The following is a 12,823-nucleotide window of genomic DNA, read 5'->3' on the forward strand; positions in this document are numbered from 1 at the left end:
AAACGATTTGTATGTGGAGGTAGATGGACATGTTATATGAATTGCGCATTTATGACGTGAATCCTGGCAAAATGAACACTCTTCATGATAGATTCCGAGATCACGTAATTGCTTTATTTGCGAAGCATGGCATGAAGATTACGCAGTATTGGGAAGACAGCGATGAAGCAAATAATCGGCTGTATTATGTCGTTGAGCACCCTAATATGGAGATGCGCAACGTGAACTACGAACGTTTCCGCAATGATCCTGAGTGGATCGAAGTGAGACGCGTTTCCGAACTAGATGGCCCTCTACTAAGCAAACAAGAGAGTATTTTCATGAAAAATGTAGCATTCTTTGAAAACAATTGATTTGAGGGATAGGCCTACCTATTCATTATAAAAAAATACGATAACTAGAATGGAGCAACAATACTATGAAAACTTTAGTCATTATTACACATCCGAATATTGAGCAATCCAACTGGAATAAAGCTTGGTTGGAAGCCTTACAAGAGCAAAGCGATGTCACTACGCATGAATTATATAAAGAATATCCGGATGAAAATATCGATGTTGCCAAAGAGCAAAAGCTAATCGAAGAGCATGATCGTGTTATTTTCCAATTTCCACTTTTCTGGTACAGCACGCCGTTCTTGCTTAAAAAATGGTTTGATTCTGTCCTACAATACGGTTGGGCATTTGGTCCAGATGGTAACAAAACAGCAGGGAAACAATTCGGTGTCGCAGTCTCAACTTATGGTTCATTGGAGTCTTATCAACCAACAGGTTCAAATCGTTTTACACTAGAAGAAATATTACGTCCTATTGAAGCTACAACGGCATTTATTAGTGGTACTTATTTGCCACACTTCGCACTCAACGATACTTCCACGGTTACTGAAGAGCGCGTTGCACAAAGTACGAAAGATTACATGCATCACTTGAAAACTGTAAAACCAGTTTTAGTTACGCAATAAACCGCTTATTTCGAAAATGGGATCGGAGTGAAACACAATGAATTTATTCAAAAACCTATTTAAAAAGGAGTCTAATCAAGTGACAACACCAAAAGTAAACCTAGCTGTAATTTACTACAGTTCCAATGGAACGAATTATCAATTAGCGCAATGGGCAGCAGAAGGAGGTCTTCAAGCTGAGGCTAATGTCAAAATTTTGAAAGTACCAGAAACGGCGCCGCAATCCGTCGTTGATTCGAGTCCATCTTGGAAAGCACATCTAGAGGAAACGAAAGATGTTCCTACTGTATCTTTAGAGGATTTGGAATGGGCTGACGCCATTATCTTTAGTATGCCTACACGCTTCGGTAATCTACCTGCACAAATGAAACAATTCATCGATACAACTGGCGGACTTTGGGCCAAAGGCAAAACGGTCAATAAAGTCGTGAGCGCCATGACTTCCGCTCAGAATCCGAATGCAGGTCAAGAACAAACCATTCTGCAGTTGTATACATCGATGTACCACTGGGGTGCGATCGTAGCCACTCCTGGATTTACTGATCCATCCGTGTTTGTAGCGGGAGGAAATCCTTACGGTACTAGTGTAACTGTGGATCAAAATGGGAAGATTAAAGAAGATGCCCGCGATGCAGCTGTACATCAAGCAAAACGCACTGTATCCGTAGCTAAATTAATTAAAGCTGGTAATTAATCGCGCAATTTATTTACCTTTTAGTAGATAGACAACAGTACTCAAACCTGCTCAACAAGCCTTTAACATCCACTCATGATATTATAGAGGAAATCGAGTAGTCTTGTTAGGGATAGGAGGAAGAAGAACATGAGCCTAAACACAGCACTTTGCCGCATCTTTCAAATTCGATATCCAATCTTCTTAGCGGGTATGGCTGGTGGGCCAGGAACAGTGAGCTTGACTGCTGCTGTATCCAACGCTGGTGGATTGGGGACGTTGGGGGCTGCCTACATGGAGCCTGAAGCGATCCGTACAGCCATTAGGGACATTCGGGAATTAACAGATGCTCCATTCGGCGTCAATTTATTTGTTACTCGGGCTAAGGATGACAATACGAGAACCGCGGAGGTTCAACGAGAACTGAATGTGATGAGAGCTAAACTTGGTTTAGCTCAGATCCCGGCAGATGATGTGAAGACGCCAGATCATTTTGAGGAGCAATTCGCCGTTCTACTAGCGGAAAAAGTGCCGGTGATCAGCACAGCGTTTGGGGTACTTCCTCCTAACATGACAGAGCAAGCGAAAGCTGCGGGCATTCGAATAGTTACGATGGTGACTACCGTAGAAGAAGCGATACTTGCTGAACAGGCCGGCTGCGATGCAATCGTCGCGCAAGGCAGTGAAGCAGGAGGGCACCGCGGAACATTTGATATTACTAATCGTCCGATGGGTGCTAATATAGGCACAATGGCGTTAGTGCCGCAAATTGTAGAGCGCGTCCATGTCCCAGTTATTGCCGCAGGCGGGATTATGGATGGTCGTGGACTCCTCGCTTCATTAGCCCTCGGGGCACAGGGAGTTCAGATGGGGACACGGTTCCTGACTGCCATCGAATCAGGTGCACATATCTCGTATCAGCAAAAACTGCTTACTAGCAACGAGGAAAGCACATTGATTACCAACGTATTCTCAGGACGGCCTGCTAGAGGAATCGCGAATACATTTATCAAAGACTGGGAGAAGAATGGGGTAGAGCCCCTTCCGTTTCCGAGTCAGAATACTGCGACAAGAGATATCCGAAATGCTGCGGCTAAGCAACATAATTCCGATTATATGTCTCTTTGGGCAGGACAGGGATTACGGATGCTTACTGCTGGTCAAAGTGCAGCAAGCATTGTACTAGAAACCGTAGATCAAGCACAAACAATACTCAATCAATTTAAAGATGCATAAGTGTATAGAAAGAATCCCATGGCTTGCTACCTTGGGATTCTTTTTGCTATGTGTATTGGTTCCTGTTTATTTTTACATGTTGACGAATCCCTGTATAAAGAATATATTATATATATTATTAGATATAATAATTATAGGATATTAAATGAAATAAACAATACATCCGATCGAACACAAAAGGAGCGATTCCCATGAACATTCAAATCCTAGGTCCTGAATATCAAGGAAAAGAAGAATTCGATAGAGGCAAAATTAGGGCGCAAAAACCGCTAGGTTTCTCAGGCCAAGGAGCAGTTACGGTTAGGTTGGGTCCCTTGTTCTATTGGGCTTGGGGGCAAGCAGCATCGGCTGGGGGTGTTGGTTTTCATCCTCACCAAGGCTTTGAAATCCTTTCCTACGGGATTACTGGTCAAGGCCTTCACCGAGATACACTAGGTACAGAAAGCACAATGCATGCTGGTGATATTCAGCTCATGCAAGCCGGATCAGGTATGCAGCATGCCGAGAGCGTGGAAGCGGGCTTCGAAAGCTTTCAGATCTGGCTCGAACCCTACTTGAATGAAGCGGTGAGACGAGAGCCAACTTATTCGCTGTACAAACACGAGCAGTTCCCACAGACACGACAAGCTGGCGTAAACGTCAAAACCATTTTGGGTGAAGGCTCACCAGTCCAACAACTCGTAGCGGATGCAAGAATGGTTGATGTTGAGATTGAAGCAGGTGCGTCGTATGTTCATAAGTTGTTGCCGAATCGCACACTTGCTGGATTGGCGATAAGAGGACAAGGCGGCTCTTTAACAAGGATAGGACAAGCTCCGGTCCAGTTTAAGAATAGAGATTTTGCAATCGTGCAATCGGATGAAGAGGCAGATATCAGGATTCAGGCAGAAAATGAGACACTTCGAATATTTTTAATTGAAGTTCCAACCGAAGTCGATTATCCTTTGTATAACAAAGCTAGATAAGGTGGTTGAAGAATGACTGAACGCAATGCAGAAGGTAAGGAACTGGATTTAAGGTTAATACGGGTATTAAACAATATGGTGAACGTACTGTATGCCAATTTAGAACGCGATATTGACAGCTATGGTCTTAGTATGGAAACTTTTCGAATTCTTGAGTTTCTCTACAATAAAGGTCCACACCCCATTCAAAAAATAAGTGATACGTTCTCAATTCCAAGCGGGAGTATCACATATGTCGTAGATAAGCTGGAAAAGAAAAGTCTCGTGGAACGGCTGCCGATTCCAGGTGATCGACGTAAAACGAATGTGGTGTTAACGACAGAAGGACGCAATTACTTCGATACGATTTTCCCGAAACATGTTATGACCATTTCGAACAATTTGTCATTTGTATCGGATGAAGAGAAGATTCAGCTGATTGACATGCTGAAAAAGATTGGGTATGGAATTAAGGATTCTCAAACAGATTCAAATGCGAACAATGATTAACGTTGCTTTGGACAAGTCATAAAATCCCTATCGTCAGGTTTGACGATGGGGATTTTTATGATGGAGCGTTGCTTGGTAACATGTATTTTTTAATAAAATGGGAATCCTATTAACTGGTAGGCACAGTGCCGCCATCAATCACGTATTCACTTCCCGTTATAGAGGCAGCGCGATCTGAAACGAGGAACGCTGCGAGCTCCGCGACTTCTTCGGGTAGGCCTGGTCGTCCAATCGGAATGCCTCCGAGGGAATTCATAAGTTCTTGCAAAGCAGCCTCGCGGCTTCCAGCCGTTGTGGCAATCCGGTCGATCATGCGATCCGCGGCCTCCGTTTGAATAAAGCCAGGAGCAATTGTGTTAATACGAATCCCTTTTGGGGAGAATTCCTTAGATAAGCCCTTGCTGTAGGTGGTCAAGGCGGCTTTGGAGGCTGCATAAGCTAACGTAGTTTCGTAGAGCGGCAGTTTTCTCTGAATGGAGCTTATGTGAAGGATAACGCCTTTACCTTGCTCAACCATACGTGGAAGCAAACATGTGTCTAAACGGACAGAACTAAGCAAATTCAATTGTATGGTTTCTATCCAATCTTCCTCAGTTAATGCCAGCGCTCCACCTGGAGGCGTAGATGAACCTCCTACGGTATTAATAAGAATATCCATACCACCTAACTTTTCGTTCACAGCCTCTAAGATAAGAGTTGTACCTTCGGGCTTCGTCACATCAGCTTGGATGAAGTGAACGTTAGGCACTTGGTAATCCGTCGGGACCGTCCGAGCGGTTGATAGTACAGTAGCACCAGCATGCGCGAGTCTCTTTACGATCGCTAAGCCCATTCCTTTGGTGCCGCCTGTGACGAGAACGCGTTTTCCTCGAAATTCATTCTCATAAGCAATTTTCATGATATATCCTCCTATGACTAATCTCATGTGTAATACATGCAATGACAAGTGTTAGCTTACGCCGAAAATAACGATACGTCTAATTTATAATAATAATAAAATCAATGAATATTTTTCATGAATGAGGGGCTCGAATTGGTAGCGAACTTGCTCGAACGATAAATAGCATGTATGCTAACATCGTAAATGATGCATGGCATAGATGATAGATGAGGTGAGCATATGGAGCTTACTCAATTAGAGTACTTCTTAAAGGTTGCCCAGATGGAACATCTGACGAAAGCGGCAGAAGCATTAGCGATAACGCAACCAGCACTGAGTCACTCTATTTCGAAGTTGGAAGCTGAGCTCGGTGTAGTCTTGTTTGAGCGGAAGGGCAGAAACCTCCGAATAAATCGATACGGTACACTGTTTGCGAAGCGAGTCGAGAAGATTTTGCAAGAAGTAGAACGAGGGAAGAACGAAATCGAAGAATACACCAACCCTGAATCAGGTGTCATCCATCTTTCTTATTTAAATATTTTGGGTGTGGATTTAATCCCACATTTGATACGCGACTATCAGCAGACCAACCCGAAAATTACGTTTGAACTAACCCAGGGAGACAAAGGAAAAATTCTAGAGCATGTTGAGAACGGCTATTCAGATGTGATGATCACGTCCGAGAGACCAATCAATGAAACTTTCGAATGGATACCAATCCTATCGCTGCCCTTATTTCTCGTGGTATCCAACGATCACCCTTTCGCGGATCGAGAGTCGATTCATTTGAGGGACATTACCGGAGAGCCGTTTGTCGGGTTGAAGCATAACTGCTCGTTACGTGACTCGCTCCTAACCCGCGTGCATCACATGAATTTCACGCTTGCAACGAGCTACGATGCGGAAGATCTTCCTACCGTAGCAGGGTTCGTCGCGGCAGGACTTGGTGTCTCTGTGTTGCCGAGAACAACCGGTTTGCAATTGAATGGACTGCGATGGATACAGATCGAAGACGAAGGCTGGAAGTGGGAAGTTGGCGCACATATCAAGAAAGATCGGTTTCTATCTCCAGCAACGCAAAGATTCATCAGCTATATTACGTCGAAGTATGCAAGTTGAAGTTAAAAAGGTACCCAGCCTCGATACGGAGGAAGGGTACCTTTTTTAACATATAAGAATTTTTATGTTTTGGGTTTTGGGTTCCCATTCAGCATCTCGCTATGAGCAGAGAACTGCAAAAATACATCTTTTTTAAGGAGAATAGACCGTTAATCGAGGAATTGTTGCGAAAATACATCCTTTTTTACCGATATTCTATAAAATGGGTAAATATGGTGGAAAAAGATGCATAATTGCATCTTTGCTATTAGACTACGACTCTTCTAGTGGAAAAAGATGTATATTCGCATCCTTTTTTAGATTCTGACTTTCCGAGGACGGAGCAGCCGTGTTTCTTATTTAATCAGCATGGGATACGTCAAACGTTCATCCAGAGCAAAATTCGCTGCGCCTAAAGCACCGCCAGCTTCATCGATTGCGGCTGTACGGAAGTCGGAACCGCTGACGATCTGACTCATAGCCCGCTCTTTCATCACCTTCATGGCTGTAGTCACGTACAGACGACTAGCTCTGGGAATGGGGCCTCCAAGTACGATGGCTTCTGGGTTAAATAAATTCAGCATGGTAGCGAGTGCAATGCCTAAATAGGAAGCTGCTTTAGTAACAGCTGTAAGGGCAATCGGATCGCCTTGCCCAGCTGCCTCACAGATCTTGTCCATGGTCATATCTTCGTAAGCGTCCGAATTCAGAGTGGCGTATTCATGCTCAATAGCGGATTCCGCAGCAAGCATCTGCAGGCAACCTTGATTCCCACAAGGGCATAAGGGACCATCAGGAACAATGGTGATATGACCCATAAGCTCCCCAGCACCACCAAGAGCGCCAGACAATAATCGCTGATTATGAAATAAACCAGCAGCAATGCCAGTTCCAACACCCACATAAATCATGTGGCTGTTCTTACTCCCCGAACCGAAGCGACACTCTGCAAGTCCTCTCGCTCGATGACGATTTAATACAATCGTTGGCCAATCGATTCTATCTTTAAGTAACTTTCGAATGTCTACACGTTCCCAGCCTAGATCAGAAGCGCTGACGATGATGCCATGCTCCGTATCAATTAATCCGGGCATACCAAGTCCGAGTACGGGAATTATCGGTGCTTCAATGGATTTTATAAAAGCAGGGAGTTGCTTGGTTAGCATCTCGATCGCCGATTGGGGATCCGACTGACCAACAGGAATCTGGTTTAAGTTGATCGTATGGCCAATGAGATCGAAAGCACCAAGCGTCCATTGCTGATGCTCATAATCCGCACCAATGACGGCATGTGTGTGGGATGTTAACTGTATCGCAATAGGGGGTCTACCGCCAGTAGATTGAAGAAGTTCCCTTTCAATAACGAGACCTGATTCCATCAGCTCAGTTATCGCAGAAGACACGGCTGCTCGGCTTAACCCAGTCAGCGTGGCAAGCCTAACACGAGGTGAAGATCCATGCATGCGGAGCGCTTGCAGGATGGCGAGCTTACTTTTTTGTTCAACATGCTTATTTCGAATGGTCATAACTCCACCTCATTGAACCCATCATATCAAACATCCCATTGCATGAAAAGAAGTTAATTCATATATTGACAAAGTTTGGAGTCGGACTTATGATGACCCTATCCAACTTTGAGAGTCCCAATGAGCATCCCAATTCATAAGAGCAGGGGGATTAGGTACATGAGTCATAAAGCAAAAGCTTATATTTTACCATTTGGTCAAGGTTTAGAAAATGTTTGTACAGAGGAAACGCGAACGTTTATCAATGAACACTTCGATGCGGTCTGGAATACTAGCAACCAGCCTTATTCCCATGAACAAATGGCACACCTCCTGGAAGATGCCGAAATTCTGCTGTCAAGCTGGGGGTCGCCGAAACTAACGCCTGACTTGCTGCAAAAAGCAAACAAACTTCGCTATGTGGGTCATGCTGCTGGATCCGTTAAAGGGTGCCTAACCAAAGATATTTTTACACACGACATTAAGGTATTCTCGGGCGCACCTCGGTTGGCACTTAGCGTAGGCGAGTATTGCTTGACCGTACTTTTAACGCTATTGCGGAGAATTCCGCAGTGCATCAGCGCAGTAAAACAAGGAGCTTGGTGGGAAATTCCGGAACGAAACCAAGGTCACGAGTTGACAGGCAACACGATAGGAATCGTATCCGCGAGCTCCACTGCAAGAGCTTTTCTCCAACTATTGGCGCCATTTAAAGTCAAAGTATTGCTTTATGATCCCTATCTCACGGAGGAGCATGCACAGAAACTTGGCGTTCAACTTGCCTCATTAGAAGACGTGATGCGTTGTCCAATCATTTCCATCCATGCACCGTCGCTCCCTTCAACAGACAACCTTATTCATAAGGATTTGATCCAATCGATTTCGGATGGAGCCATTCTCATTAATTCTTCGAGAGGCTCCGTATTGGATGAGGATGCCTTACTGCAGGAGTTGCAGACGGGTCGTTTCTTTGCCGCACTTGACGTATTCAAGAAAGAGCCGATTGTTCAGGATTCACCATTCACAAAGCTCGATAATGTGTTAGTGACACCGCATATTGCAGGACATTCCGTAGAATGCTTCAAGGCTTTAATGTTGGAAATTGCCCAAGATATTCAGCGTAGCAGCCATAATGAACCAACTCGATATGAAATTTATGAACGCATGTGGGAAGTTTTAGCCTAAAATCATGCTAAGAAAGCCATCCGGTTCGCCGTGATGGCTTTTTACGTTCAAAGGGACAGAAATTATAAAAAAACAGTTTTTTGAACCAATTAACTCGATTGTATACCTTTCCCTAACGAAAGAAGTCCATTTACTGTACTAGATCGCGGATTTATAGTATTTTTCTGTTTCAATAATTCGTTAATAATAGTAATGTGAACGCATACAAGTTCGTGTCACAACAAATAAGGGAGGCTCACGTATATGCCAAAAAAGAAAAAGATTGCTTTAACAACGGCAAGCATTGTGTTACTTTCGAGCGTGCTGGCCGCATGCAGCCAATCGAGTAGTGAAGAAAGCAACGAGCCGAAGCCTAGTGCTGAGTCAACTAAACCTACTGCAACTGAAGCTCCGGCATATACGCTGCCAATCGTGAAAGATGGCTCGGTGACGTTATCCATTGGTATTCCTGACAATAGCTACGCTCCAAAAAGCTACACACAGAACCTCCCTGTTTGGCAAGAAGTAGAAAAGAAGACAGGTGTCAAAATTAAATGGGATGTCAGTCCAGCCGCTCAATATAACGCGAATATGAATATTCGGTTGGCAGCGGCAACGGATTTACCCGATATTTTGAAGCTTCCATCCAATCCGGTTGCCGCAGCCGATGATGGCCTCATCGTTCCGATGGATGAACTCATTGACAAGTATGCGCCAAATATAAAGAAGTATTTCACGCAATATCCGAATATGCGCAAATTGTTTACGGCTCCTGACGGCAAAATATACGCACTCTCTAGCGACACAAGCGGTACGGCTTATTCCGATCCACAGGGTTGGCTGATCCGAAAAGACTGGTTGGATAAACTAGGTTTGAAAGAACCGACGAATCTAGATGAGTGGTACACCGTTTTGAAAGCTTTTAAAGAAAAAGATCCAAATGGCAACGGCAAAGCAGACGAAATTCCACTTTCTCCTAACTATTCATGGGGTGGGCTGCAGAACTTCGGTAAAGCGCTTGGCCTCAAAATGGGCGATTACAGCAACAATTATTCCGTAGATGCCAGCGGCAAAGTTAAGTACGAGTGGATGGACCCCAAAGCGAAAGACTTAGTTGTATGGCTGAATAAACTATATACCGAGGGATTAATTGATCCTGAGTTCGTTACCAAACGAACGCCGGCTCAGATACTTCCAGACATTACAAGAGAGTTGGTAGGGGCCACACAAGGATTCGTTAATAATACCGCAACCTTAGAAGCAGCAATTAATAAGCCTGGGACGGATTGGATTATCACAGTACCTCCCGCTAACGCCGGTCAGAAAGGGTACTATGAGAAATACGGACCTCTCAGTGGTTACTACGCCATCAGCAAAGACGCAAAGAATAAGGAAGTTGCTATCAAATGGTTGGATTATATTTTTGCCAGTGAAGAAGGGGCAAGAATGCAAAGTTATGGGGTTGAAGGCATCAGCTATACGATGGTAAACGGCAAACCGCAATTCACTGATTTTATCAAAAACAATCCAGATAAGCTGGACTCGACAAGTGCATTAAGAAGTCTTGGCGCTTTCCCATCTACACCTTGGATTCGTGATGAAAAAGGCATGTTCTCCAATCAAGCGATGGATTTGCTGCAAATGAAACCTGATTTGGTCGCTTTGGCTAAGAAAATAGAACCATATCTGATCGATCCGATTCCGTTCCAATTTATGTTGGCAACGAAAGAAGAAGCGGCAGATGAGAAACGTATTTCCACCGATTTAAACACGTACCATGAAGAAACCATCCTCAAGTATATCTTTGGGAAAGAACCGATTGATTGGGATAAATATGTCAAACGCAGTAAAGAACTCGGTGTCGATCAGTTAACCGCCATCAAACAAAAACAATACGACCGTTATATGAAGAAGTAACGATTTTAAACGAAGGACATGGCGTGTGTGTGACAACACACGCCTGCCTTTTGAAATGCGGAGGTGAACATGATGGGGAATGTAGCAAAAGTATTAAACAGGGATAAATATTTATTATTACTCATTCTACCGGTCTTACTTTACTATTTAATTTTCCACTACATTCCAATGTATGGTATTATCATTGCTTTTAAAAACTTTAAGCCCCTCAAAGGGATTCTCGGCAGTGCATGGGTTGGATTTCAGTATTTTGAGACTTTTTTTCATTCCGTTTACTTCTGGCGTTTGATGAAAAACACAGTGTTACTTAGCCTCTATTCCTTGCTATGGGGGTTCCCGGTTCCAATTATGTTTGCCCTACTGCTAAATGAAGTACGTGAAGGTATGTTCAAAAAGTCGGTTCAAACGATCAGCTACCTTCCACACTTTATCTCGATCGTAGTTATTGTTGGGATGATAACCAACTTTACAACCGTGAATGGCGGTATCGTGAATACCGTGATTACCTGGTTCGGCTTTGCACCGATCAATTTCCTTAGTGAATCTAGCTGGTTTAGAGATATTTTTATCTCCTCCTCCATCTGGCAAGGCTTCGGCTGGAACTCCATCATTTATTTAGCAGCGATTGCAGGAATTGATGCTCAGCTCTATGAAGCCGCAGAAATGGATGGAGCTAACCGCCTACATAAAATGTGGCACATCACACTTCCAGGTCTAGTCCCGACAATCGTCATTCTGTTAATCCTCAGTGTGGGGAATTTAATGGATGTTGGTTTTGAGAAAATCAATCTACTTTACAACCCTACCACGTATGAAACGGCGGATGTCATCTCCACCTATGTATACAGACAAGGGATTCAGAGCGCTGATTACAGTTACACGACAGCGATTGGTTTGTTTAATAACATCATCAACCTGATCTTGCTGGTAACGGTTAATCGAATAAGCAAAAAGGTGTCAGAAACGTCGTTATGGTAAGGGGGACTTCGAAGTGGCCGTAGTGAGACGAGCAAAAAGAGGCAACATCATGGATTGGCTCATTTATGTCATGATGGTTATGGTCATCGTAATCACATTGTATCCGTTTGTTTATGTATTTAGTATGTCAATTAGTGCACCTCAGCATGTCGTTTCAGGTTCTGTGTGGCTATTCCCTAAAGGATTTTCGATAGAAAGTTATAAGCGAGTATTTGAAAATGAGGACATTTGGGTCGCCTACTATAACACGATTTTCTATACGGTCGTTGGCACTCTGCTGAATCTCATCTTTACCATCTTAGCCGCCTATCCGTTATCACGCCGCACTTTTTTTGCCAGAAATTGGATTATGGTAATTATCGTCATTACGATGTTTTTTGGCGGAGGGCTTATTCCCAGCTTCCTTCTTATTAAAGAGCTAGGCCTCTACAACACAAGATGGGCGATTCTGCTTCCTGGCTTGACGAGCGCCTTTTATATCATCATTACCCGATCATTTTTACAAAGCATTCCGGAAAGCTTGACCGAATCCGCAAGAATTGACGGAGCGAATGATATCCGTATCTTACTTCAGATCATATTACCTTTATCCAAACCAATCCTGGCTGTACTGACACTGTTTTATGCAGTAGGACATTGGAATAGCTACGTACCTGCCATGATTTATTTATCCAATGTCAACTTGCAGCCGATGTCCTTATATTTAATGAAAGTGTTAGTACAGAACAACAATACCATGCTGGAAGGGATGAGCGATCAATTAGATCGGGCACTCTTTGCCATTCAATTGAAATATGCCATTATTATCGTTTCCATTGTACCTATCTTAATTGTGTATCCTTTTCTCCAAAGATATTTCGTGAAAGGCGTGATGATCGGTTCTTTGAAAGAATAGCAGGCTCTACCGATAGGAGGTGATGTGCTGAAATCGTAAACTGGATGGGCATCTAGCATGGA

At 43.6% G+C, this 12,823-nt stretch carries 13 protein-coding genes; 11 read left to right on the forward strand and 2 right to left on the reverse strand.

Translation table 11 applies throughout. From position 1 onward, the window contains the following. Positions 1-29 precede the first annotated feature (29 nt). From AC58QT_RS26050 to AC58QT_RS26075, 6 genes are all read left to right on the forward strand, one after another. Entirely contained in the window at positions 30-353 is a 324-nt protein-coding gene (locus AC58QT_RS26050) for an NIPSNAP family protein (RefSeq protein ID WP_497411556.1), read from the forward strand. 65 nt (positions 354-418) lie between these two features. Further along, the gene (locus AC58QT_RS26055; RefSeq protein ID WP_497411557.1) at positions 419-961 is read left to right on the forward strand and encodes an NAD(P)H-dependent oxidoreductase; all 543 of its coding nucleotides are present in this window, start codon (positions 419-421) and stop codon (positions 959-961) included. A 37-nt stretch (positions 962-998) separates the two neighbouring features. Next, on the forward strand, positions 999-1,655 hold the full coding sequence (gene wrbA, locus AC58QT_RS26060) for an NAD(P)H:quinone oxidoreductase (RefSeq protein ID WP_497411558.1): 657 nt from the start codon (positions 999-1,001) through the stop codon (positions 1,653-1,655). Positions 1,656-1,784: 129 nt separating this feature from the next. After that, entirely contained in the window at positions 1,785-2,870 is a 1,086-nt protein-coding gene (locus tag AC58QT_RS26065) for an NAD(P)H-dependent flavin oxidoreductase (RefSeq protein ID WP_497411559.1), read from the forward strand. A 191-nt stretch (positions 2,871-3,061) separates the two neighbouring features. Beyond that, entirely contained in the window at positions 3,062-3,835 is a 774-nt protein-coding gene (locus AC58QT_RS26070) for a pirin family protein (RefSeq protein WP_497411560.1), read from the forward strand. Between the two features lie 12 nt (positions 3,836-3,847). Beyond that, positions 3,848-4,324, forward strand: a complete 477-nt coding sequence (locus tag AC58QT_RS26075; RefSeq protein ID WP_497411561.1) for a MarR family winged helix-turn-helix transcriptional regulator — start codon at positions 3,848-3,850, stop codon at positions 4,322-4,324. 109 nt (positions 4,325-4,433) lie between these two features. On the opposite strand, the gene AC58QT_RS26080 is transcribed toward AC58QT_RS26075, so the two are convergent. Beyond that, positions 4,434-5,222: an SDR family oxidoreductase gene (locus AC58QT_RS26080; RefSeq protein WP_497411562.1), complete on the reverse strand. Its 789-nt coding sequence runs from the start codon at positions 5,220-5,222 to the stop codon at positions 4,434-4,436. Between the two features lie 222 nt (positions 5,223-5,444). Here AC58QT_RS26080 and AC58QT_RS26085 point away from each other — a divergent pair, with 222 nt between their 5' ends. Continuing rightward, positions 5,445-6,323: a LysR family transcriptional regulator gene (locus tag AC58QT_RS26085; protein WP_497411563.1), complete on the forward strand. Its 879-nt coding sequence runs from the start codon at positions 5,445-5,447 to the stop codon at positions 6,321-6,323. Between the two features lie 335 nt (positions 6,324-6,658). Here AC58QT_RS26085 and AC58QT_RS26090 read toward each other — a convergent pair whose 3' ends face one another. Then, on the reverse strand, positions 6,659-7,828 hold the full coding sequence (locus AC58QT_RS26090) for an ROK family protein (protein WP_497411564.1): 1,170 nt from the start codon (positions 7,826-7,828) through the stop codon (positions 6,659-6,661). Positions 7,829-7,987: 159 nt separating this feature from the next. On the opposite strand from AC58QT_RS26090, the gene AC58QT_RS26095 reads away from it, so the two are divergent. The 4 genes from AC58QT_RS26095 to AC58QT_RS26110 all read left to right on the forward strand — a co-directional run bounded on the left by AC58QT_RS26095 (position 7,988) and on the right by AC58QT_RS26110 (position 12,761). After that, positions 7,988-8,992 (forward strand): hydroxyacid dehydrogenase, encoded by a 1,005-nt coding sequence (locus AC58QT_RS26095; RefSeq protein ID WP_497411565.1) that lies wholly within the window; start codon positions 7,988-7,990, stop codon positions 8,990-8,992. 243 nt (positions 8,993-9,235) lie between these two features. Next, on the forward strand, positions 9,236-10,888 hold the full coding sequence (locus tag AC58QT_RS26100; protein WP_497411566.1) for a type 2 periplasmic-binding domain-containing protein: 1,653 nt from the start codon (positions 9,236-9,238) through the stop codon (positions 10,886-10,888). Positions 10,889-10,957: 69 nt separating this feature from the next. Further along, positions 10,958-11,866: an ABC transporter permease gene (locus AC58QT_RS26105; RefSeq protein WP_497411567.1), complete on the forward strand. Its 909-nt coding sequence runs from the start codon at positions 10,958-10,960 to the stop codon at positions 11,864-11,866. 13 nt (positions 11,867-11,879) lie between these two features. Next, complete coding sequence (locus tag AC58QT_RS26110; RefSeq protein WP_497411568.1) at positions 11,880-12,761, forward strand: carbohydrate ABC transporter permease; 882 nt, start codon at positions 11,880-11,882, stop codon at positions 12,759-12,761. Positions 12,762-12,823 lie beyond the last annotated feature (62 nt).

Source organism: Paenibacillus sp. J31R109, assembly GCF_059692055.1.

Excerpts from the sequence above, each read along its gene's own strand:
- AC58QT_RS26100 (WP_497411566.1), top strand. The coding sequence starts at position 9,236 with ATGCCAAAAAAGAAAAAGATTGCTTTAACAACGGCAAGCATTGTGTTA.
- AC58QT_RS26055 (WP_497411557.1), top strand. The coding sequence starts at position 419 with ATGAAAACTTTAGTCATTATTACACATCCGAATATTGAGCAATCCAAC.
- AC58QT_RS26105 (WP_497411567.1), top strand. The coding sequence starts at position 10,958 with ATGATGGGGAATGTAGCAAAAGTATTAAACAGGGATAAATATTTATTA.
- AC58QT_RS26075 (WP_497411561.1), top strand. The coding sequence starts at position 3,848 with ATGACTGAACGCAATGCAGAAGGTAAGGAACTGGATTTAAGGTTAATA.
- AC58QT_RS26050 (WP_497411556.1), top strand. The coding sequence starts at position 30 with ATGTTATATGAATTGCGCATTTATGACGTGAATCCTGGCAAAATGAAC.
- AC58QT_RS26070 (WP_497411560.1), top strand. The coding sequence starts at position 3,062 with ATGAACATTCAAATCCTAGGTCCTGAATATCAAGGAAAAGAAGAATTC.
- AC58QT_RS26090 (WP_497411564.1), bottom strand. The coding sequence starts at position 7,828 with ATGACCATTCGAAATAAGCATGTTGAACAAAAAAGTAAGCTCGCCATC.
- AC58QT_RS26080 (WP_497411562.1), bottom strand. The coding sequence starts at position 5,222 with ATGAAAATTGCTTATGAGAATGAATTTCGAGGAAAACGCGTTCTCGTC.
- AC58QT_RS26085 (WP_497411563.1), top strand. The coding sequence starts at position 5,445 with ATGGAGCTTACTCAATTAGAGTACTTCTTAAAGGTTGCCCAGATGGAA.
- wrbA (WP_497411558.1), top strand. The coding sequence starts at position 999 with ATGAATTTATTCAAAAACCTATTTAAAAAGGAGTCTAATCAAGTGACA.
- AC58QT_RS26065 (WP_497411559.1), top strand. The coding sequence starts at position 1,785 with ATGAGCCTAAACACAGCACTTTGCCGCATCTTTCAAATTCGATATCCA.
- AC58QT_RS26095 (WP_497411565.1), top strand. The coding sequence starts at position 7,988 with ATGAGTCATAAAGCAAAAGCTTATATTTTACCATTTGGTCAAGGTTTA.